Origin of the sequence: Arthrobacter sp. 9E16 (assembly GCF_002929435.1) — a bacterium.
Lineage (GTDB): Bacteria > Actinomycetota > Actinomycetes > Actinomycetales > Micrococcaceae > Arthrobacter_B > Arthrobacter_B sunyaminii.
Window position 1 is genome coordinate 53,828 of sequence record NZ_PJIU01000001.1, and the last position, 21,444, is coordinate 75,271.

Consider the following 21,444-nt stretch of genomic DNA (forward strand, 5'->3'; position numbering starts at 1 on the left):
GGGTTAGTACTCCGTTGCTGGGTTGGTCCGGGCTGGCGGGTCCGCCGGTGTCTCGGGTTGTCCGGTCAGGAGGGCACCGGTGTAGCGGTACAGGCGCGGCGGACGGTGCCTGCCGCCCTGCAAATACTGGTCCGTGGCTTCGATGTCCGCGGCTGCACGCAGCTGGCGCCGGAAGTTGGCCGGTTCCAGCTCGCGGCCCAGCACGGCTTCGTAGACTTCCCGCAGTTGCGCCAGGGTAAAGGTGTCGCCCAGGAAGGCATAGGCGATGGAGCCGTATTCCATCCGGTTGCGCAGCCGCCACAGGGCGTACTCCACAATCTCGTTGTGGTCGAAGGCCAGCTCCCCCACCGCGGCGGCCGGAAACCAGCGGACGTTGTCATCCTCCCGGGACAAAGCTGCTTCGTCGGGCTGCACGAGGGCCCAGTAGACGATGGATACCACCCGCGGCGACGGCGACCGGTCGGTCCCGCCGAAGGCATAGAGCTGCTCCAAATACTTCGGTGCGAGTCCGGTGGTCTGCGCCAGGTTGCCGGCTGCTGCCTCCTGCAGGGACTCGCCTGCGCCCAGCGGTCCGCCGGGCAGCGCCCACAGGCCGCGGAACGGCTCGCGGATGCGGCGCACCAGCGGCAGCCACAATGCGGGGCGTCCGGTGTCGGGGTCCGGGCGGAGAGCAAAGATGACGGTGGAGATGGCCAGTGCCGGGGGCTGCCGCGCCCGTTCGGAAACGTTCGCGTATCTGTGCGCCGGATGCTGGTAAACCACTGGGCCCTTTCCGGCCGGTCCCCCGGGCCAAAGCCTGGAGGAAAGAGTAAAAGTCAGGATGACTCTAACTCATTTCGGGCTAAAGGCGTGCGAGGTGTGTCACATTTTTGACTGCGGGCCGGATCAGGTCCCTGCGGACGGAAGGATGACGCTTGTCTGGCTGCCGGCATGGACAAAGCCCGCCCGCAGGGCCGTCCGGCAGGACGCAGCGTTGTCCGTCCGGGCACGCCACTGCGGGATGAGGCCAGCAGTGATGGCTGCCTCCGCGGCCAGCTGGGAGACACTCAAAGCGTGTCCGCGGAATCTTTCACCCGGGGCAGTCAGAACTCCCATGTGAGCGAGTGCGCCTGCCCAGACGTTATAGCCGGCGCCGGCGACCGGCAGGGCCGGGCTGTCCCTGCCATTCATGAGGATCCAGACGTGCTCAGTGCCGCTGAGGCCAGCTTCCTCCGCATCCTCAGGCAGGCAGGCACTTTCGAGCATGACCGCGTCATTGCGTCCCAGGCTCACCGGCAGCGAAGGACCGGCGGCCGGGGGCAGGGTATCGCAAAAGAAGAGGGAGGCTTCTCCCAGCGCCTGCCCGTTATGCGGACGACTCAATTCCAGCAGGACGGAGTGCCGGGCCAGCTGGGCGTCGGTCAGGGTGCGTGCCGCCGCCATCGCCCACGCCGGCCCCACCAGCACGCCCTTTCCGAACAGTGAAACGAACATCAGCAGCCGGCTGTCCCTGCTTTCACGGTACGTCCGGGTACTTGCGTCCGCCATCTCTTCTTCGTCGATGTCCAGAATCCGGGACCAGGCGAATTGGATGTTCCGTATCGTGGCGGACTGCAGCTCCATGCGGCATTTGTAGCACGGGAACCAAGGATTAGGCAGGATCGGCAGCCTGCTGCTCGGCCGGGTCCGCGCCGGACGCCGCCTCCAGCAGCGGTAGGGTCCGGCCGTCAAAATGCGTGTTCAGCACGATCACGGATGAGGACCGCACAATGGTGCGGGTCGCCACGATGGAATCTATGACGCGCTGGAGGTCCGAGTTGGAGCGGGCGGCAACCCGGGCCAGCAGATCGCTCTCGCCGGAGACGGTGTGAATCTCCTGGATCTCCGGGATACGGGCCAGAGCGGCAACCACGGCATCGTGGCCAATGTCCTGGCTGATGGTCAGCGAGCAATAGGCAAGCACCGAGTAGCCCAGTGCCGCCGGATCAATCCGCGGCCCCCATCCGGAAATGACTCCCGCCTTCTGCATTCGGTCCAACCTTGCCTGCACGGTGGCGCGGGCCACCTGCAGCGTGCGCGAGGCCTCAAGGACGGACATCCGGGGCTCGTCAGTGAACAACGCAATAATGCGTGCATCCAAGGCATCTGTGGGCATGCTTTCCTTCCCCCGCACGGCGAAATGCTGTGCAAACTGCAAGCATAGTGGCACAAATCATACGCATACTGAGCGACGTGCACTCACGGCATAAGATGGTTAGCTATGGCCGCGGCCGGTTTTCGGCACTCCACTCTTCACGGCATCCCCAACTTCAAAGGTGTCTTTTTCATGACCACCCGAACGTCCGCGACCGGTTCAACCGGACCAGCCGCACCGGCACCGGCAGGATCTCCCACCGTGCGCAAGATGCGCCCCCGCCATTTGGTCTTCATGAGCCTGGGCAGCGCCATCGGCACCGGACTGTTTGTCGGTTCCGGCGCCGGAATCCAGGCGGCAGGACCCGCGGTTCTGCTGTCCTTCCTGATTGCCGGCACCATGGTCATCCTCGTCATGCGGATGATGGGCGAAATGGCCGCGGCAGACCCCAGCAGCGGAGCCTTCTCCGTATATGCCGAGAAGGCACTCGGCCGCCCGGCCGGAACGACCATCGGCTGGTTGTGGTGGCTGCAGTTGGTGATAGTCATCGCCGCCGAGGCAACGGCTGCGGCGGCAATTGTTGCCTCCATGTGGCCCGGTTCGCAGCAGTGGCTGCTGGCGCTGGTGTTTATGAGCCTGTTTACGGCCATCAATTTGGGCGGCGTCGCCAGCTTCGGAGAGTTTGAGTACTGGTTTGCACTGCTCAAAGTATTGGCGATCGTGGCGTTCCTCGCCATCGGCGTCGCCTTCATTGCCGGGTGGCTGCCCAACGTTCCGGCTCCCGGGCTGAGCAACCTGACCGGCAACGGCGGCTTCATGCCGCACGGATGGAGCGGGGTCGGCGCCGGACTGCTGCTGGTGGTCTTCGCGTTCGGAGGCACCGAGATCGTGGCCGTCGCGGCCGCCGACACCGAGGAGCCCGAAACCAACATTGCCAAAGCCATCACCTCGGTGGTCTGGCGCATCCTGGTTTTCTACATCGGGTCAGTCCTGGTGATCGTCACGATCCTGCCGTGGGACAGCGAGTCCCTGAGCACCGGGCCCTTTGTAGCCGCACTGGCGGAGGCACGTGTTCCGGGTGCCGACGTTGTGATGGCCGTGGTGATTGTGGTGGCCCTGCTCTCGGCGCTGAACGCAAATCTTTACGGCGCTTCACGGATGGTGTTCTCACTCGCTGAGCGAGGCAGGGCTCCCCGGGCGCTCGCCCGCAAGGGCGCCAGCGGCGTCCCCCGTGCCGCCGTGGCTGCCTCGGTGGCTTTCGGTTTCCTGACGGTGGCACTGAATTATCTGTACCCCGAAACGGTTCTCATGATCCTGTTGAACCTGGTGGGCTCCACCTGCCTGGTGGTCTGGGGCGTTTCAATTGTTTCGCAGATTATCCTGCGGCGCCGTGCCGAGTCCGCAGGCGTGGAACTGCGGTTCAAGATGTGGGCGTTCCCCTGGCTTTCCTACTTTGCGCTGGCCCTGCTGGCCGGCATTGTGGTGCTCGGCTTCCTGGACCCGGCGGTCCGGATTCAGCTGCTGGCAACACTCGCCCTGACCTGCGCACTGTCTTTTGCCGCGTGGCTCATGGACCGCAGCGCAGTGAAGTCCGGCCGCCAGCTTAAATAGCTAAAATTCACCGGACCCGCATTTTTGCGTTTATGCGTGCGGGTAATTTGCAGCAATTAGCAAACACCACGGAATGTTATCCAGAATCTCACTGCGGCATAAAAGCCGTAAAGAGTAGTTCGTCATTGATGGGGCCGGCATTATTGCCCCGTGGCCAACAGCCGCGAAGAAACGTTCTTGAAAACTTCGCGGCTGCGGGCGTTCCGGGGAGCTGCCTGCTGCGCGCTGCCCCTGGCGCTAGTGGGCCTGAGGCTAGTGCCCCTTGCGCTTCTTGGGTGCGAGCTCCGACTCGGCACTCATCTTGGCCCTTTTTTCGGCCCGCTTGTCCTTGATGGACTTGCCGGGCTTTTTCTCGTTTGAACCCTGCGGGGATTTACCTGACAATTTAGGCTCCTCTGAAAGAACAAATACGGATAGCCTCGACCATACCCGGTAAAAAAATAAAAGCCAGTCCTCACTGCTTCCGACTTCACCGACCCGGCACAGAAATACTCTCCCCACAGTTGACTGTCGTAGAAATGCCCACTGGAGCCCATGAAAAGGTCGCCGTCGCAGCACTTCACGGAAGGTGCCGGCCACGGCGGCTCCTTCCGTGAAGGACCACACCGCGCGGCGCGGCAGAGGGACTTCCGGGAAAATCGACGTACCGTATCTCTCGGGACGGCTTTGAAGATGACGAATCCCCGTACATCGAACCCGTCTCCCCTGGACCCAGCAAGCATTGGAGTACCGGCGTGGCCGAAACCCCTGTCCCCCTGCAGGTACGAGCCGTGGAAGGCATCAATCCCGGCCTGTTTGCCGAAGTTGTCCTGCCCGGCGGCGGCGCACGGCCAATGCGACCGGTGCTGCTCCTGCACGGCTTCGCCTCCTCGTCGCAGCTGAACTGGCACAACACGGGCTGGGTGAACACTTTGACCGCCGCCCGCAGAACGGTAATCACCGTGGACCTGCCCGGACACGGGCGCAGTGCTGCACCTGCCGATCCGGCAGCCTACCGGCCCAGCCGTATCCGGGCGGACTTGCTGCAGTTGCTGACGGATGCCGGCGTTCTCCCGCTGGCCGACGACGACCCGGCGTCAGGCGTGGACATCGTCGGCTATTCCCTGGGCTCCCGGCTGGCCTGGGAGCTTGGGGCCACCCAGCCCGATCTGGTGCACCGCATGGTCCTGGGTGGTCCGGGCAGCAGCGATCCGCTTGCCGATTTTGATCTGGCGGGTGCGCGGGAGAGCCTCGCCGGGGGCTCAGAGACGGCCGACGGCGTCACTGCCGAGTTGCTGCGAATGGCGCAGGTGATTCCCGGCAACGACATGGCAGCCTTGCTGGGAATGGTGGAAGCGATCAAGGAAGAACGGTTTGTTCCGGCCGGTGCCGCTCCCCGGATGCCGCTGCTGCTCGTGGCCGGCGACCTCGACACTTTTGCAACCGGCATCCCGGAGCTGGCAGAACTGTCCGGTCAGGCGGAGGTGCTCCTGCTGCCTGGCCGCACCCATGCCAACGCCGTCACCTCACGAACCTTTAAGCAGGCGGCTGTCTCATTCCTTGCCTGAACGTCGCCTCCCCCGGCGCCGGGGAACATGTGCGTGATGGCATATTACGAGTTGATAAAACCGGCAACGGGGTGCGCACTGCCGCTAAGTCAGCAGGATATGATGATTTGGCGAGCAGAGCAGAAGCGTTTTAATCAGGCTACTGATTAATTCGGTTATCCGTGACAGGACTGACACCCGAATGCCGCCTGCCGCTCTTTCTTCTTTATGTCGATTCACCTCAAGGAGGACACCCGTGGATGTACTCCTTGGGCACCGGTACCGCACCGTTGAGCTTTTGGGCACCGGCGGCGCTGCTTCGGTTTACCGCGCAGTGGATGAGAACCTAAACCGGGAAGTTGCCGTCAAACGCTTCCATCCCGACGTCAGTGATGACGATGAGTTCCGCCGCCAGCAGACCGAGACGCTGCTGCTGGCCACGCTGAACCATCCCGGGCTGGTGACTTTGCTCGATGCAGGCACCTTCGAAGAGGAAGACGGCCGGGCATCAACCTATCTGGTCATGGAGCTCGTGGACGGACCTGACCTTCGCAAAACGCTCAAATCCGGTCCGCTGACGCCGTCCGGAACCGCCTCTTTGGGCGCCGACCTGGCAGATGCCCTGAATTATGTGCATTCCAACGGGGTCATTCACCGGGATGTGAAGCCCGCGAATATCCTGCTGTATCCGCAGGATGAAAACGACACCCGGCTCTACCCGAAGCTGACGGATTTTGGCATCGCCCGAATGACTGACGCAACTATGGCCACGGCACACGGCGCGACCATCGGCACGGCAAACTATTTGAGCCCGGAACAGGCACTGGGCGGTGCGGTTGAGCCGCGCACCGACATCTACTCCCTGGGCCTGGTGCTTCTGGAATGCCTGACCGGAGAAAAAGCCTTTCCGGGCCCTACCGTCGAGTCCGCCGTCGCACGCTTGGTCCGAGATCCGGAGATTCCGGCGGACCTTGGCACCGAGTGGGTGGACCTGTTGAAGTCAATGACGGCAAGGACTGTGGAGGCCCGTCCCGAAGCCCACGATGCGGCGGGCGCCCTCCGGGCTCTGGCCGCAGAGTCCGACGCCCTTCAGCATGCTGTTGCTTCCGCAGACTTCGGCCCTGACGACGCCGTCACCGGCGGAGTCACCACCGGGAATATTTACATTCCGCTGCCGCCGGCACACGCACCCAGCCTTTAGAAGAGCCGGGGCGGGGCCAGCGAACGGCACAAAGAAGCCCGGACCGATTCATGTCGGTCCGGGCTTTCTCCATCCCAGCGCGGCTTGTCCTACTTGGAACCTTCGGCCGACTCCTGGTCTTCCTCAGGCTCAAAATTCGAGGGCTCATCCGTGGACGCGGCGGCTACGCCGTCCTCGGTGTCGGGGATGGTGCCCTCGGGACCCGTGGTCTTCTCCCCGCCCTTGGACTGGTCCTCGTTGGGGTTCTTTTCGCTGCCCATGGTGGGTCTCCTCATCCGCTGCGGCTCCCGCCGACTATTCCGGCGCTTCCTTCGATACTAAGGCACCTGAGCATGGACGGGACAGCGGCCGGGCCGCACCGTTCCCAAACCGGCCGCTGCGGCCGGTTTGGGAACGTGCCGCTGGCCGGGTTGGAACCGGACCGCTGAGACAGTCAGGCGCGACGGCGGCGCGAGGCGACGGCCCAGCGGGTGACCAGGCTCAGCACCAGCAGCGCAGCCGCCGCACCCACCGTGACCATGAAGGCTGCCTGGTGACCGTGGCTGTCCGCGAGCCGGCCGGCCAGGGCGGCACCCAGCGCGGTTCCGGTAACAACTCCGCTGGCGAGCATGGTCATGACCGTGCCCATCAGGTGACGGGGCGCAACCACCGCTCCAATACCAAAGATGCTGACCATGGTGGGGCCCACCGGAATGCCCAGAACAAAGAGCGCCACCAGCATGGTGGGAATGTCCGCGGGGAATAAGAGGAGCACGGAGAACGCCGTCATGGCAGCGGCTGCGGCCATCCACCGCGCTGCCGGTCCGAACCGTTCGGGCCAGAAGGCCACGGACAGAGCTGCGGCGGCCGAGCTGATTCCCATAACGGCGTACAGCAGGCCGGCGGCCGAGGAGATGTCGAAGAGGCCGCCGAAAGCGGTGAGGCTGGTTTGCGTTCCGCCGAAGAACGTTCCCATGGCCACCATGCCGAGGACGGGGAGCGCAATGAGCAGCCAGTCGGCACGCGGCTCCACGGCGGCGGGCGCGGTCTCTTCGCCGGCGGCAGCGGCAGCGGTTTCCCGCCCTTCGCGGGCTGCACGTGCAGCACGGGCCGGAACCACGGTGCGGACCGTGGGATGCACGGCAAAAGCGCTGACCATGCTCAGGGTCAGGACAGCGGCGATGGCCAGCGGGAGCCAGGGTGCGACGGCAGCGGCGAGCAGCCCGACGAGCGCCGGACCGAGGACGAAGCTCAGTTCATCCGCGGTTCCTTCATAGGACATAGCGGTGTCCAGGTCCCGGGTGCCCGTGGAGTTTTTCCCCGCCGTCATGGCCATCCAGCGGACACGCGCGAGCGGACCCACCTGGGGGCACGTGGCCCCCATCAGAAAGGCGGTGGCGAACGCCGCGTAGGGGGTGGAAGCATCGGGCAGCTGAAAGGCCATGTACAGGGTTAATGCGATGGCCAGCGGGTTGACGACGGCGGCGGTCAGCAGAACCGGCCGCTGCCCGACACGGTCGGCCACATAGCCAAGGATGGGAGCACCGAGGGCCGAGCCGATGCCGACAGCACCGGCAGCCAAACCGCCGGTGGCGTAGGAACCGGTGACACTCGTGACCAGGGTCAGGGCACCGATGGTCAGCATGGCCAGGGGAAGCCGGGCCAGGAAGGCGACCGGGACAAAACCGCGGCCCGCCATTGCGAAAATCCGGGCGTAGCGGCCGGCAGTTTCTGCGGCAGCCTGGTCCGGAGCAGGGTCCTGATCGGGAGCCTGAGGGGAGATGGAGGGGGAAGACAAGTTATTACTCATACGATGTCCAGATACGTTGCATCGCGCATCGTCCCCCCTCCCGATGCGCCGAACCCGGTTACGCATCAAGCTTACCTTCCCATCGGGATCTCTGCAGGGCGGCCTACACCCCCACCGGGTTCCCGGCAGAGAAGCGGACGGAAGACCCGTTGCGCCCCTTGGTGATCTGCAGCTGCGCCCCGATCCGCTGCTTCATTTCCGCCACGTGGCTGACCAGCCCCACTACCCGGCCGCCGTCGCGCAGCCCTTCCAGTGCGTCCATGACCTGTTCCAGGGAGGTCTCGTCCAAGCTGCCGAAACCCTCATCAACGAACAGGGTCTCGATGCTCACACCCCCTGCTTCCTGCTGGACAACGTCGGCCAGGCCCAGAGCAAGGGCCAAAGATGCCATGAAGCTCTCGCCACCCGAAAGAGTGGAGGTGTCCCGGTGCTGCCCGGTCCAGGCATCAGTGACGTGCAGGCCCAGTCCGGACTTCCTGTTGCCGGCGGTGGAGTCGCTGTGCACCAGCGCATAACGACCGCCCGTCATCGCTGACAACCGTTCAGTGGCGGCCGCGGCCACCTGCTCCAGGCGTGCAGCCAGCACGTAGGTGCTCAGTGTCATCTTGTAGCCGTTCTCCCCTCCCCCGCGCGCTGTGTCGGTGACAGAGCGCAGAAGGTTGTACCGCTCCTCCAGGGGACGGATCCGTTCGGCGGCCGCTGCCAGTTCCACTCCATAGGACTGCAGCGCCTTCGTGGATGCTTCCAGCAGACCCAGCTGGACCGAGCATTCCGTCAGTCGGGTGCGGGCGGACGCAGCGGCGTCCGAGGCGAGGACCAGATCCTCCTCTTCGGGCACCGGAAGGGGTTCGCCGTCCCCGTCCACATCGGCTGCCGAGTCCTCGCCTTCACGGCGCAGAACCAGCCGCTGGCCCTCCTGGTCGTACCGGCTCACGGTGCGTTTGGCGTCGGCGGCGGCTCCCTCATCCAACAGGGCTCCGCGCACATCCTGAACGGTGTCGAAGTCGGAATCCCGCAGCCGGGCAGCCAGGTCGTCGTCGGCCTCGGCTGCGTTGTCCCGCGCTGTCTGCAGCTCGGCGAGGGATCGCCGCGCCGCACTGATGAGGGCGCGGAGCCCGGCAAGGCAGTTCACTCTCTCGGCGAGTGTCGCGAAACCGTCGCGGGCAGCCTGCACACGGCCGGTCAGATCGGTGATCCGGCGCTCTGCCGACAGCTGCTGCTCCTGCGCCTGCGCCGCAGCAACCAGCGCTGCGGCCGCTTCCTCGGCAAGATCGTCCAGTTTTTGGGTCAGCTCCGCGCAGCGCGCGACGGCGGTGTCCAGTGCTGCGGCAGCAGCCACAGCCGCGGCCAGGGCACTCTCCGCTGCTTCTTCCTGTGCCTTGGCTGACTCCGCATCCCCGTCACCGCCCTGGATCCGCAGTTCGGCGAGGCGGCGGTTGTCCTTGTCCGCGCGCAGCCGTGCGGCTTCGAACGCGGCTTCCGCGGACCGGGTGAGCCGGCGTGCCTCATCCTCGTCCTGCTTGGTGACGGCGTTTTCGCCGTCGGGCAGGGCAGCCGGGGCGGGATGAACGCTGCTGCCGCAGACCGGGCAGCCCTTCCCGTCCTCCAGCCGTCCCGCCAGCTCCGCTGCTGCTTGATCCAACCGGCGCTGCTGCAGGTCCTGCCATGCCTGGCGGAGGTCCTGGTAGGTTCCGCGCAGGCGGGCCGCCTCCGCCTCGGACTCTGCAGCGGTGACAGAGGCATGCGCGTACTCGCTGATGGCATGTGTCAGGGCACGCGCCCGGTCCACCTCTTTCTGCGCGGTTTCCTGCCGGGAGGCCTGCTGCCGAAGCGATTCCAGTTCCCGGGTCACCTCGGACTGTTCGGCACGGAGTGTCTCCCCCGCGGCCTCGGCTGCAGCGGCCGCGGCCCGGCTGGTACTGCCCCGGTTAACCGCGTCAGTGAGCTCCGCTTTCAGGTCGCCGATGCGTTCTTCCTCGGCCAGCGCAGCTTCGGCGGCGCCAAGCTCCGCGGTCAACCGGTCCTCGGCGGCAAGCAGCACCGGCGCAAAGTCGCCTTCCGCCGCTGCCGTTTCGGTGAGCCCGAACCCTGCTGCCAGAGCATGCCCCAGCAGCGCTTCCTGTGCCTGCCCCGCCGTTTCCTCCCGAACCCGAAGCCGTTCCCGGGCGGTATCGACGGCGCGGACGAAACCGCTCAATGACTCGGCACGAAGGTGCCGTTCGAGGGCATCGCGCACAGGTTCCACTTCATCCCGGCGGGCGGCATGAGCCTGTTCATCACGTTCGAGCTGTTCCCGGGCAATTCCGCGGGCACGGCGCGCTTCCACGTCCGAACGTGTGTGCTCCGCTTCCCGCAGTGCAGCGGCAAGGACGGTGTGCTCTTCCCGTGCAGCCTCCGTACGCGCAGCAAGGAGCCGGCGGAATTCTTCCACCCCGGCCGCCTCTCCGGTTCCGGGCTGATCTGTTTCTGCGTCCCCGCCTGTGTCCGGGGCAGCGCCGTCCGCATCCTCGGCAGTGCTCTCCGCCCAGCGCTCCATTTCATCGCGCGCCCGGCGCATCACATGCTCGCTTTCGGCGCGGACGGCGTTCATCTCGCGCTCGGCTACGGCTAGATCCGCCTTGAGCTGGGCTTCGATGTTCTCGAACCTTGTGGTGCCGAACAGTTTCTGCAGCAGCGCGGACCGGCTGGCGGCGTCGGCCTGCAGGAATGCTGCGAAGTCCCCCTGCGGCAGCAGAACCACGCGGGTGAACTGCTCCTTGTCCATGCCCATCAGGGCCCTGATCTCGACGCCTGCTTCATCATTGCGGGCGGTCTTCTGGACCCACTCCCCGTTCACGAGTTCGCGCAGGGTGGTCTTCGCCTGCTCGAGCACGGTTTTTCCGGTGCCGCGCTTGGCCGGACGGTCCCAGGCCGGGGTGCGCACCACTTCGAAGCGGCGGTCGCCGGAACTGAACTCGCACAGGACCTCCGGGGCGGTGTCCGGTGCCGCGTGGTCGCTGCGCAGCCGTTTGGACGTTTGCCGGGAACCGGGAACGGATCCGTACAGGGCATAGCAGATGGCGTCCAGGATGCTGGTTTTTCCCGCACCCGTGGGTCCGTTGAGCAGGAACAGTCCGTGGGCGCCGAGCTCATCGAAGTCGATGACCTGCCGGTCCGCGAACGGTCCGAAGGCCTGGATTTCCAGCCGGTGGATCCTCACTGTGCAGCCTCCGCTGACTGGACCTTGGACAGGACTTCGGCGAAGAGCTTCTTCTCCTGCTCGTCCGCCTGCCGGGAGCGGACATGGTCCAGGAACCCGCAGCAGATCTCCAGGTCATCCGTGGCCCGGGCCAGCCGCTGGCTGTACGTCTGGTTGGCTGTGCGCGGCCCGGACGCCGGGTCAAAGGACAGCACCAAAGTGTCCGGGAAGCGGGTGCGCAGCCGTTCCATGGCTTTGGCGGGACGTTCGTCGTCGGTCAGGGTGATCTGGCAGTAGGCGTCTTCGGCGTCAGCGAGGCCGGGATCTGCGAGCAGGTGCTCCAGCGTCCCCCGCAGGACCGCCAGCCGGCGCGGGGCAGGCCACAGGACAGGTTCCACCGAAGCCAGGCCGCCGGCGTCGAACTCCACCATCAGTCCGCCCTTCTGCTGGCGTGCTTCGGAGAAGGAGTACGGCAGCGGAGAGCCGCTGTAACGGACGGACGGGCTCAGTTCCTGCCGGCCGTGCAGGTGGCCCAGGGCGGTGTAGGCGAACGAGTCAAAGAGGTCCAGCGGCACGGCACCCACCCCGCCCACGGTGAGGTCCCGCTCACTGTCCGTGGTGATGCCGCCGCTGGCGAAGACGTGCGCCATGACCACGGGGTGCACCGGCGTTCCGTCCGCGGCCCGGCGCTGCACATCCTCCAGGATCCGGCGGACGGCTTCGCCGATGACGGTTTCATGGTGCGGGGTGTCCACTCCCAGCTCCGGTGCAGCCAGGCGCGGTTCAAGATAGGGGATGCCGTAGACCGCCACGGGTGGACCGCCGGTTTCCAGCAGGACCGGCTCCGGAATCTCAGTGATCCGGGTCCGCAGGTACACGCCCCCGCGCTCGAAGATGCGGCTGCCGAAGCCGAGGCGGGCCGCGGAATCATGGTTGCCGCTGGAGAGGATGACTTTTGCGCCGGCAGCGGTGATGCGATCCAGGGCCGAATCCAGCAGGCGGACGACGTCGACCCCCGGGAGTGCGCGGTCGTAGACATCTCCGGCGATCAGGACCGCGTCCACCTCCCGCTCACGAACCGTCTGCACGAGCCGGTCGATGAACTGCTGTTGGGCGCTGAGCATCCCCACTCCGTGGAAGGAACGGCCCAAATGCCAATCGGAGGTGTGCAGTATTCGCATACCAACAAAACTACATCGCTGCACTGACACTCCCCGGACACCCCGGACATGACAACGCCCACCCCTGTGCGCCGCAGGACGGCGGGAGGGGCGGGCGTTGGCGGTGAGCTAAGGGGATGAGCCGAGGCAGCCCCGGCGTGTCCCGGTGCCCGGTTTAGCGCCGACCGGTACCCGGGCGGCCGCCGTCGTCGTCGCCGTCAAAGAATCCTCGGGCGTCTTCGTCGTTTTCCCGGGACATCTTCGTCGGTGCCGCGGCTGATGCGCCCGCCACCGTTCCCGTTGCGGTCCCGGACGGGTGCTGTGCCTTGGCCTCCTCAACGTCGGCGTCATCGAGCTCATTGGCATCGTCGGCCCCGTCGGCCTCGTCAGCCAGCAAGTCCGCATCCTCGTCTGTGTCGTCACCGCGCTGCGCATCGGACACGCTCAGGTGGACGCTGCGGTAGATCAGTCCGGCAATCAGGGCACCCAAAACCGGGGCAGCCCAGAACAACCACAGCTGCTCCAGGGAATCGCCGCCCGCAAAAATGGCTGCGGCGGTGGAACGGGCCGGGTTCAGGGAGCCTCCGGTGATCGGGGCCAGAATGCTGAGCAGGACCGCGTAGGTCACGCCGACGGCGAAGGCCGCCGAGACAGCGGGAATACGGCGGGCGGAGGCGCCCAGGAACACGGCAACCAGCAGCGCGGTGGCCACCACCTCGGCGAGCAGTGCGCTGGCGAGCGGGAATCCCAGCTGGTAATCGGTACCGTAGCCGTTGGCCAGCACGCTGAAGATCTGGCGCGTGTCAGTCAGCTCAGGATGGCCCTGAAAGAGGACCCACAGGATCAGGTAGGCCAGGAGCGCACCGATAAGCTGTGCCACGACATAGACGGGAAGTGCTTTCCACGACGTGCGGCCGGCAGCGGCGCTGCCCAGGCTAATGGCCGGGTTGAAGTGTCCTCCGGACACGTAGCCGAAAGCGACCATGGCGGCGGCGGCGGCGAGCCCGACACCCAGCGGGGAAGAAACTCCTCCGGTTCCGCTGAAGATCGCCACGGCTGTTGCGAAGACCAGCAGAAACGATCCCACGCCCTCCGCGATGCTGCGGCCCAGCAGCCCGTAGCTGTGCAGCCGCTTGCGGGGTGCGGTATGGGCGGCGGGTTCTGCGGCGCGCGCGCCGCCGGCGGAGATGGGCTCGGGATTCATTGGCAAAGGTGTCCTCTTCCTCGTTGGCGGAGCTTAGCTTCTTCCGAAGCAAAGCAAACTCACCCAGCTTTCCATTTCCCGCTGTGAACCAGCTGGGGACTCGCTGGGCCTGCATGCTCGATATGCTGGAACCGTGAGCTTGAACCCTGAACAGTCATCTGCCCCTGACCCTTCTCTCAGCGGGTCCGGCGCGGCTTCCTCCCATCATCCGCGCAATGGCCAGTCAGGAAAAGTGCTCGGCTGTCTGTTGGGCGGAGCCTTGGGTGATGCGCTGGGCTATGCGGTGGAGTTTTCCCGCCTGCCTGAGATCCGCAGCGCCTTCGGTCCGGACGGCCTCCGGGACATTTCCGTCCTGCCGGCTCCTGTTCCGTTCTCCGACGACACCCAGATGACCCTCTACACGGTGGACGGACTCCTGGAAGCGCTGGAATGGGCCAACGCAGGCCTGGGAGCCGACGAAACAGCCTGCCTGTGGCTGGCCTATCTGCGCTGGCTGAAGACCCAGGGCGTCGCGCTAGATCCGGGGGCGCCCAGCCCTCCGGCCCGGTGGATTGATTCCCAGACCGTGCTCCACCACCGCCGCGCGCCGGGGAATGCCTGCCTGTCCGGGCTGTCGGGCCCGGACATGGGCACCAAGTTCCGGCCGGTCAATCCGGATTCCAAGGGCTGCGGAACGGTGATGCGTTCGGCGCCTTTTGGGCTGCTGCCCTATGTGGAGACCGCAATGGTCTACCGGCTCAGCGAAGATGCGGCGGCACTCACGCACGGGCATCCGTCGGCGCTGCACAGCGCGGCAGTGTTCTCGACCCTGATCCACGACCTTCTGGATCCGGCGGCTTCCCTGCAGGACGCCGCAGAGACGGCGTTGGAGCGGGCCGGAGCAAGCGGAGTGCCCGAGCTGGCAGAGCGGCTGGCCGCCGCCGTGTCCCTGGCCCGGTCCGGCCCTGTCCCGCCCGAAAAGCTGACCAGCACCCTGGGCGAGGGGTGGGTGGCTGAAGAAGCGCTGGCGATCGGCCTCTATGCGGCCCTGGCGACGGCGTCAGCCGCCACGCCGCAGGAACATTTCCGTGCCGCCCTGGCACTGGCCGTGAACCACGACGGCGACAGCGACTCCACGGGCTCCGTCACCGGCAACATCCTGGGCACGCTGTACGGCACCGAAGCGCTGCCGGAAGAATGGCTGGCCGCCCTGGACGGCCGCGAGGTTATTGAGGAACTGGCCCGGCAGTTTACCGCCGCAACCACCGCGGGCTAAGCCGGGCTAAGCAGGGCTAAGCCCGCCGGAGCGTTCCGGGCCAGGTCCCGTCGATCATGCGCAGGAACTCCGGTTCGGACAGCACCTCAATGCGCTGGCCCTTGCCGTGCAGGTCCAGGACCCGGCGGGCCTTGCCCGTCAGGACGCCGTTGCGCAGGTCCCCGGCTTCAAAGCCGTCTCCCATTACCAGCACGGTGGTGGCCCGGGTGACGTTGGAAGCGGGCTTGGCACCAAGATCAGCGGCAAGCTTCTTGGCCGACTCGCGGGACATGCCGAGGTTTCCGCTGAACACCACGGTTTGTCCGTACAGCGGGTGGCTGCTGTCAGCGAGCAGGTTGGGCGGCGGGTTCTCCCCTTCCACCGGCCAGCCTGCCCATCCGGTGGCGGCAGCCTTGGTTTCCGTGCCGGTTCCGCGTTCCAGTGCAGCCCGTGTCGCCTTGGACAGGGCGTCGACGCCGGGGATGTAGGCAGGCAGCCGGGACGGCACCATGCCCTGGACGGCGAAAAAGCCGGGCATGTCCGGGGCTCCGCTGCGGCGCACGATATCCAGCATGATCCCCGCGCACGCCCGGGCGTCCTCCACGGCGTCGTGGTGGTTCTTCAACGGTACGCCCGCGGCCTCGGCCGCGAACGGCAGGGAATGCGACACCAGGGAATAGGTCCGGCGGGAATGCACCACGGAACAGGTGTAGTCATAGGCCGGTCCGGGCAGGTCGGAGACCTCCAGTGCGGAGCGGATGACCCCCATGTCAAAGGCGGCGTTGTGGGCCACCAGCAGGTCCTCGCCGATGAACGCGCCGATCTCCGGAAACAGCTCCCCAAAGCGGGGGGCACCGGCCACCATCGGGGCTTTGATGCCGTGGATGCGGGTGTTGCGTGGATCGAAAAAGTCATGGCCGGCCGGCGGCCGCATCAGCCAGGACACTTCATCAACGATGACGCCGTCCCGCACCTTGACCAGTCCCACCGAACAGGGCGAGCCCCTGAATCCGTTGGCCGTTTCGAAGTCGATGGCCGTGAATTCAATTCCCACGCGGTGTTCGGTTCCTTAGTTCTGTTCAAGCGGGTTCTGTGCACACGTCTGTGAAGGCAGACGGTGCTGCGGTCCTTTGATAAGGCGGTGCGGCAGAGGGCTGCGGAGCCTATTCGCCGTCGACCGGCTGGACCGGAGGGGCTGCCTTCTTGCGCCGGTGCGAGCGGACCTTGCTCACCACGTACCACGCAGCAACCAGGACGCACGCCACGATGACGATCTTCTGGAAGATCCCGGCGTATTCCTCCACCACGTGCCAGCTCTCGCCCAGGTAGAACCCGGCAAAGACAAAGATGGCGTTCCAGATCAGGCTGCCCGCCGTGGTCAGGCCCAGGAACTTCCAGATGGGCATCCGTTCGATGCCGGCGGGAATGGAGATGAGGCTGCGGAAGATGGGAATCATCCGGCCAAAGAACACCGCCTTGTAACCGTGGCGGTTGAACCAGGCCTCCACCTTGTCCACGTCCTCCAGGTCCACGAGGGGAACCTTCGAGACCAGGGCACGCATCCGGTTCCGGCCCAGCCAGGCACCGAGTCCGTACAGTGCCCAGGCACCCACGACGGAGCCGAGGGTGGTCCAGATCAGGGCTTCGATGATCGAGAAGTTGCCCTGGCTGGCGGTGAATCCGGCCAGGGGCAGGATCACCTCGCTGGGCAGCGGCGGAAAGAGGTTCTCCAGGGCGATAGCCAGGCCCGCGCCGGGAGCACCAATGGTCTCCATGACGTTGACGGCCCAGTCAGCGACCCCTCCCAGCGCCGATCCGTCGGTATTGGCGGTGGCAACTGAGGCAAGGATCTGTGTAGTCATATTGACCCCAATTCTGCCTTACGGAGGGCCCCCGGTGAAAACCCGACACTGCGCGGCAGCCTGCTCATCGGGTTTTACCGGCGTGGCCGGGGCCGGAACGGGGGCATGGCAGGGACCTGCCCGCCGTCCCCCGGGGCGGCCTTAGGCCAGGGCCGCCACGATCGCCGGGAGCAGGGCACGGAAGGCCTGTCCGCGGTGGCTGATGGCGTTTTTCTCCTCCGGCGAGAGCTCCGCGCAGCTGCGGTCATATCCCTCCGGGCGCAGGATCGGGTCATAGCCGAAGCCGCCGTTTCCGCGTGGTGCTGTGAGAAGGGTCCCACGCAGTTCGGCCCGCTCCACCACGGTGTGTCCGCCGGGCAGGGCCAGCGCCGCGGCGCAGACGAAGGCTGCCCCTCGATGCTCGTCCGCTATGTCCGACAGCTGCGCCAGCAGCAGGTCCAGATTGGCGGCGTCGTCCCCGTGCCGTCCGGACCAGCGGGCGGAGAAGATACCCGGGGCTCCGCCCAGGACGTCCACGGCCAGGCCGGAATCGTCGGCGATGGCCGCCAGACCTGTTGCCTCCGCCACGGCTCGGGCCTTAAGCAGCGAGTTGGCCTCGAAGGTCACACCGGTTTCGGGAACGTCGGGAACCCCTGCGGCGGCGGCATCAATCACCTGGGTGTCGACGTCGAGTCCCTCGATCCGTCCGCGCAGCAGTTCGCGCAGTTCCCGCAGCTTGCCGGCATTCCGGGTGGCCAGGACGAGCCTGGCGCCGGCGGGAACGCCCGTGCTCACTCGTTTTCCCCGCGCGATTCACCCAGGGTACGGCGCTGGATTTCGGCCAGCTCGGACGTACCCAGCAGGGCCAGGTCCAGCAGGGCGTTCAGCTCGTCGCGGTCAAACGGTGCACCTTCAGCGGTGCCCTGCACCTCTACGAACTTGCCGGAACCGGTGACCACCACGTTCATGTCGGTTTCGGCCCGGACGTCTTCCACATAGGGCAGGTCCAGCATGGGCACACCGTCGATGATGCCCACGCTGATGGCTGCCACGGTGTCCAGCAGGGGCTGGGCGTTGCGGGCAATCAGCTTGTTGTCCCTGGCCCATGTCAGGGCATCGGCGAGTGCCACGTAGGCGCCGGTGATCGCGGCGGTGCGGGTGCCGCCGTCGGCCTGCAGGACATCGCAGTCCAGGACGATGGTGTTCTCGCCGAGGGCCTTGGTATCGATGATGGAGCGCAGCGAGCGGCCGATCAGCCGGGAAATCTCGTGTGTGCGGCCGCCGAGCTTGCCCTTGACCGATTCGCGGTCATTGCGGGTATTCGTGGCACGCGGCAGCATGGCGTATTCAGCAGTGACCCAGCCCTTGCCCTCGCCCTTGAGCCAGCGCGGAACACCGGCGGTCAGGGACGCGGTGCACAGCACCTTGGTGTTGCCGAACTCGATCAGCGCCGAACCTTCCGCCTGCTTGGACCAGCCGCGGGTGATGGTGATGTCGCGCAGCTGGTCGGGGGTGCGGCCGTCGGAACGGACGACGGCGGAGCCTGCGGAAGGCGTGGAAGAGGCATTGTTTGCTGCTGTAGTCATGAGCCCAGTCTATCGGCCGGCTCCCTCCGGACCCGCCTGACCGGCGGGGCTCATCGATAAGGCTTCCCGCGGGCCTAACCGGCCGGAAGAACCCCCGGATTCATGGCCAGCGGCACGGTGAAGGGACTGCCGACGTCGTAGGAGACGCCCGCGACGGCGACCGCCAGGTCTCCCGCGTAGGTTTCCCGGGCCTCGGCAACGGACACGGTTGCGTCGTTCCACACCGGAAGGTGGGTGAGCAGCAGCCGGCGCGCGTTGGCGGCGGAAGCGGCGGCACCGGCCCGCCTTCCGGTCAGGTGAACACCCTCGATGGCGTCATCGCGGCCCTCATGGAAAGCCGCCTCGCAGAGGAAAACGTCGCTGTTGCGGGCGGCCTCCTCCAAGCCTGCGCAGGAATCCGTGTCTCCGGAATAGGCCAGGGTGTGGACCACGGGATTGCCTTCGGCGTCGACGCCGGTGGCCTGGACCCGCAGCGCATATGCTTCGTCCGCGGGATGCCGCACCGGATACGGCGTGACCGTGAAGGGGCCGATGGTCACCGGCTCGCCGCTGGTCCAGTGGTGAAACTCAAAGTCCTCATGCATGCCCGGGTCAGCGGGCAGCCCGTAAGCGGTGGCCATGCGGTCCGCCGTGTCCCTGGGGCCCCAGACGAGGATCCGGTCCCGGTTCCAGCCGGCCGGATCCCAGTGCACCGCCACATGCAGGCCGCATAGATCCATGCAGTGGTCCGGATGCAGGTGGGTCAGCAGGACCGCATCGATGTCTCGCAGGTCCATGTAGCGCTGCAGTGCGCCCATGGAACCGTTGCCCAGATCCAGCAGGATGCGCCAGTCGCGCACGCCGTCATTGGCGGTCACGAGGTAGCAGGAGGCGGGAGAGGCCGGTCCGGGAAAGGATCCGCTGCAGCCCACTATGGTCAGTTTCATTTAGGTGCCGTTCCGAAGGGCGCCGTGCGGCCTTCCGTTTTCGCGGTGGATGGAGCGGGCTGCGGCAACCATCTCCGGGGTGACCCGGGCCATGCTGCCGGTTGGATAGTGGGCGGCCACGTTCTCGACGTGTTCAACGCTGAGGACTTCGGGGCCAAGGAAGCGGCGGGCGAGCAGTTCAAACGACGCCGCGTCCCCCGTGGCCACGAAATGGTGCTGCGGGGCGGTGTCCGCGGTGCGCTGCAGGTTATGCGAAATGAGGGCCCGGTAGACGTCCTTGGCGGTCTCCTCCGCGCTGGAAACCAGCGTGACGCCGTCGCCCATCACGTAGGAGATCACACCGGTCAGCAGCGGGTAGTGGGTGCAGCCCAGCACCAGCGTGTCCACGTCCCGGGACTTCAGCGGTGCAAGGTACTCTTCGGCGGTGGCCAGCAGATCCGGGCCGGCAGTGACTCCGGCCTCCACAAACTGCACGAAGGCCGGGCATGCCACGGACGCGATCTCAAGGTGCGGTGCCGCAGCGAACGTGTCGTCGTAGGCGCGGGATCCCACAGTGGCTTCAGTACCGATCACGCCCACCCGGCCGGAGCGGGTGGCCGCCACAGCACGCCGCACGGCCGGCTGGATAACCTCAATGACAGGAATGCCGTAGCGGCGGGTGTAACGCTCGCGGGCATCCCGCAGCACTGCGGCAGAAGCGGTGTTGCACGCGATCACCAGGAGCTTGACGCCCGAATCCACCAGTTCGTCCATCACGCCCAGCGCATTGGCGCGGACTTCGGCAATGGGCAGGGGGCCGTACGGTCCCTTGGCGGTGTCACCCACGTAAAGAATCGACTCATTGGGCAGCTGGTCGATCACCGCGCGGGCAACAGTCAGTCCGCCCACTCCGGAGTCGAAGATGCCAATGGGTGCATCCTGGCGCTGTGCGTCCTTCAGCGGTTCTTTCGTCAGCGTGGAGTTACCCGGGTCAGAGCTCATAATGTATCGACAATAGCCCTCGCGGGCCCCGGCGCGTACTCAGTACAACGTGCTCTTGATCACAGCAGGGAACGGATCATGGCCTGCATCAGTGTCTCCTGGAGCCAGGTGACGAAGTTGTAAACCAAGGCCAGGTAGCCGTCTACGTCCTTGGCCTGGGAGGGGTCCGTGATCCCGTGCAGCCGCTCGGTGTCTTCATCGGTCTCCAGCCCGAGCCGGTCCGCCAGCACCAGCCGCACATCGTTGAGTGCACGGGCAAAATACTGGGCCTGCTCGGCGTTGAGCAGCAGCTGCTTGGACTCCAGATGCACCGACGCCGCCCGCAGTGCCCCGGTCTTGTTTTCCCGCAGCGAGCGCTCAGTGAGGCGGCGGAATTCCAGGGCTTCGCCGTCGTCGCCCTGCACCCCGTCCGGCAGCAGACGGCGCAGCGCGGAGTCATCCGGCACACGTGCGCTCGTGTCCAAACCCACCATGGCAGCCAGCGGGTCCGCATCGGCGGGGGTCTCCGGTTCCAGCATGTTCAGCACATCGGCAAACAGGCTGCGCAGCAGCTCCCGCTCCCCCGCATCCAGCGATGCCGAAATGCCCTTGCGGGTGGATTTGAATCCGGTAGCCACGTCTGTTCCTATCCGCCGGCGGTGCCGGTCTGTGCTGCTTTGGCCGCTGTTGAGGACCGCTGTTTAGGGCTCGTCGGTCTTTTGAAAAGTGGCCCAGAGTCCGAAGGAGTGCATGGCCGTGGTGTCGCGCTCCGCGGACTCGCGGGAGCCGGCGGCAACCACCGATTTGCCCTGCTCGTGCACTTCCATCATGAGCTTGTTGGCTTTGGCCTCCGAATACCCGAAGTAGCTGCGGAACACGTAGCTGACATAGCTCATCAGGTTCACCGGGTCATTCCACACGATCACCACCCACGGCACATCCTTGCCAACCAGGGACTCCGTATCGGTACGCTCGAGGGTGTCGGTGCCCGCTGAAGTGCTCAGGACAGCGCCGGGTGCAGTGCTCAACGTCATGACTCCAATTGTAGGTTGGACCCGGTTGCAGAACCGCCACCGGATGCCTTCTACTCAATAAGCGAACGGGGGATAGAGTTT

The 21,444-nt window shown here is 66.0% G+C and carries 21 protein-coding genes; 4 read left to right on the plus strand and 17 right to left on the minus strand.

What is annotated here, in order from left to right; all coding sequences use genetic code 11:
• Positions 1 to 3: 3 nt before the first annotated feature.
• The 3 genes from CXR00_RS00240 to CXR00_RS00250 form a co-directional block, all read right to left on the minus strand.
• The gene (locus CXR00_RS00240; RefSeq protein ID WP_104052417.1) at positions 4 to 762 is read right to left on the minus strand and encodes an NUDIX domain-containing protein; all 759 of its coding nucleotides are present in this window, start codon (positions 760 to 762) and stop codon (positions 4 to 6) included.
• A gap of 123 nt (positions 763 to 885) precedes the next feature.
• Positions 886 to 1,602, minus strand: coding sequence for a GNAT family N-acetyltransferase (locus tag CXR00_RS00245; protein WP_104052418.1), 717 nt, complete (start codon positions 1,600 to 1,602; stop codon positions 886 to 888).
• Between the two features lie 28 nt (positions 1,603 to 1,630).
• Positions 1,631 to 2,134, minus strand: coding sequence for an Lrp/AsnC family transcriptional regulator (locus CXR00_RS00250; RefSeq protein WP_104052419.1), 504 nt, complete (start codon positions 2,132 to 2,134; stop codon positions 1,631 to 1,633).
• A gap of 249 nt (positions 2,135 to 2,383) precedes the next feature.
• Here CXR00_RS00250 and CXR00_RS00255 point away from each other — a divergent pair, with 249 nt between their 5' ends.
• Positions 2,384 to 3,724 carry an amino acid permease gene (locus CXR00_RS00255; protein ID WP_104053654.1) on the plus strand — a complete coding sequence of 447 codons (1,341 nt, stop codon included), beginning with the start codon at positions 2,384 to 2,386 and terminating at the stop codon, positions 3,722 to 3,724.
• Positions 3,725 to 3,976: 252 nt separating this feature from the next.
• Here the strand turns inward: CXR00_RS00255 and CXR00_RS18455 are convergent, their stop codons facing one another.
• Entirely contained in the window at positions 3,977 to 4,108 is a 132-nt protein-coding gene (locus tag CXR00_RS18455) for a hypothetical protein (RefSeq protein ID WP_258059900.1), read from the minus strand.
• Positions 4,109 to 4,458: 350 nt separating this feature from the next.
• Here CXR00_RS18455 and CXR00_RS00260 point away from each other — a divergent pair, with 350 nt between their 5' ends.
• Both CXR00_RS00260 and CXR00_RS00265 read left to right on the plus strand, forming a co-directional pair.
• The gene (locus CXR00_RS00260) at positions 4,459 to 5,271 is read left to right on the plus strand and encodes an alpha/beta fold hydrolase (RefSeq protein WP_258060230.1); all 813 of its coding nucleotides are present in this window, start codon (positions 4,459 to 4,461) and stop codon (positions 5,269 to 5,271) included.
• Between the two features lie 235 nt (positions 5,272 to 5,506).
• Positions 5,507 to 6,451 carry a serine/threonine-protein kinase gene (locus CXR00_RS00265; RefSeq protein WP_104052420.1) on the plus strand — a complete coding sequence of 315 codons (945 nt, stop codon included), beginning with the start codon at positions 5,507 to 5,509 and terminating at the stop codon, positions 6,449 to 6,451.
• An 89-nt stretch (positions 6,452 to 6,540) separates the two neighbouring features.
• Here CXR00_RS00265 and CXR00_RS18170 read toward each other — a convergent pair whose 3' ends face one another.
• The 5 genes from CXR00_RS18170 to CXR00_RS00285 form a co-directional block, all read right to left on the minus strand.
• Positions 6,541 to 6,711, minus strand: coding sequence for a hypothetical protein (locus tag CXR00_RS18170; RefSeq protein ID WP_181032240.1), 171 nt, complete (start codon positions 6,709 to 6,711; stop codon positions 6,541 to 6,543).
• A gap of 173 nt (positions 6,712 to 6,884) precedes the next feature.
• Positions 6,885 to 8,240: an MFS transporter gene (locus tag CXR00_RS00270; RefSeq protein WP_104052421.1), complete on the minus strand. Its 1,356-nt coding sequence runs from the start codon at positions 8,238 to 8,240 to the stop codon at positions 6,885 to 6,887.
• A gap of 103 nt (positions 8,241 to 8,343) precedes the next feature.
• Positions 8,344 to 11,439 carry an AAA family ATPase gene (locus tag CXR00_RS00275; RefSeq protein WP_104052422.1) on the minus strand — a complete coding sequence of 1,032 codons (3,096 nt, stop codon included), beginning with the start codon at positions 11,437 to 11,439 and terminating at the stop codon, positions 8,344 to 8,346.
• Entirely contained in the window at positions 11,436 to 12,599 is a 1,164-nt protein-coding gene (locus CXR00_RS00280) for an exonuclease SbcCD subunit D (protein WP_104052423.1), read from the minus strand. Before CXR00_RS00280 ends, CXR00_RS00275 begins: the two co-directional genes overlap by 4 nt.
• Positions 12,600 to 12,753: 154 nt before the next feature.
• A complete protein-coding gene (locus tag CXR00_RS00285) occupies positions 12,754 to 13,782 on the minus strand; it encodes an MIP/aquaporin family protein (RefSeq protein ID WP_104052424.1) in 1,029 nt (342 codons plus the stop codon).
• Positions 13,783 to 14,014: 232 nt separating this feature from the next.
• On the opposite strand from CXR00_RS00285, the gene CXR00_RS00290 reads away from it, so the two are divergent.
• Positions 14,015 to 15,037, plus strand: coding sequence for an ADP-ribosylglycohydrolase family protein (locus CXR00_RS00290; protein ID WP_258060289.1), 1,023 nt, complete (start codon positions 14,015 to 14,017; stop codon positions 15,035 to 15,037).
• A 16-nt stretch (positions 15,038 to 15,053) separates the two neighbouring features.
• On the opposite strand, the gene CXR00_RS00295 is transcribed toward CXR00_RS00290, so the two are convergent.
• From CXR00_RS00295 to clpS, 8 genes are all read right to left on the minus strand, one after another.
• Entirely contained in the window at positions 15,054 to 16,070 is a 1,017-nt protein-coding gene (locus CXR00_RS00295; protein ID WP_104052426.1) for an exonuclease domain-containing protein, read from the minus strand.
• A 109-nt stretch (positions 16,071 to 16,179) separates the two neighbouring features.
• Positions 16,180 to 16,878 (minus strand): DedA family protein, encoded by a 699-nt coding sequence (locus CXR00_RS00300; RefSeq protein ID WP_104052427.1) that lies wholly within the window; start codon positions 16,876 to 16,878, stop codon positions 16,180 to 16,182.
• A 141-nt stretch (positions 16,879 to 17,019) separates the two neighbouring features.
• A complete protein-coding gene (rdgB, locus tag CXR00_RS00305) occupies positions 17,020 to 17,652 on the minus strand; it encodes an RdgB/HAM1 family non-canonical purine NTP pyrophosphatase (RefSeq protein WP_104052428.1) in 633 nt (210 codons plus the stop codon).
• Positions 17,649 to 18,443: a ribonuclease PH gene (gene rph / locus CXR00_RS00310; RefSeq protein ID WP_104052429.1), complete on the minus strand. Its 795-nt coding sequence runs from the start codon at positions 18,441 to 18,443 to the stop codon at positions 17,649 to 17,651. The genes rdgB and rph overlap by 4 nt, the downstream gene beginning before the upstream one ends.
• A gap of 74 nt (positions 18,444 to 18,517) precedes the next feature.
• Complete coding sequence (locus CXR00_RS00315) at positions 18,518 to 19,369, minus strand: MBL fold metallo-hydrolase (protein WP_104052430.1); 852 nt, start codon at positions 19,367 to 19,369, stop codon at positions 18,518 to 18,520.
• Positions 19,370 to 20,350, minus strand: a complete 981-nt coding sequence (gene murI / locus CXR00_RS00320; protein WP_104052431.1) for a glutamate racemase — start codon at positions 20,348 to 20,350, stop codon at positions 19,370 to 19,372.
• A gap of 59 nt (positions 20,351 to 20,409) precedes the next feature.
• Entirely contained in the window at positions 20,410 to 20,967 is a 558-nt protein-coding gene (locus CXR00_RS00325; RefSeq protein ID WP_104052432.1) for a DUF2017 domain-containing protein, read from the minus strand.
• A 63-nt stretch (positions 20,968 to 21,030) separates the two neighbouring features.
• Positions 21,031 to 21,363, minus strand: coding sequence for an ATP-dependent Clp protease adapter ClpS (gene clpS, locus CXR00_RS00330; RefSeq protein ID WP_104052433.1), 333 nt, complete (start codon positions 21,361 to 21,363; stop codon positions 21,031 to 21,033).
• Positions 21,364 to 21,444 lie beyond the last annotated feature (81 nt).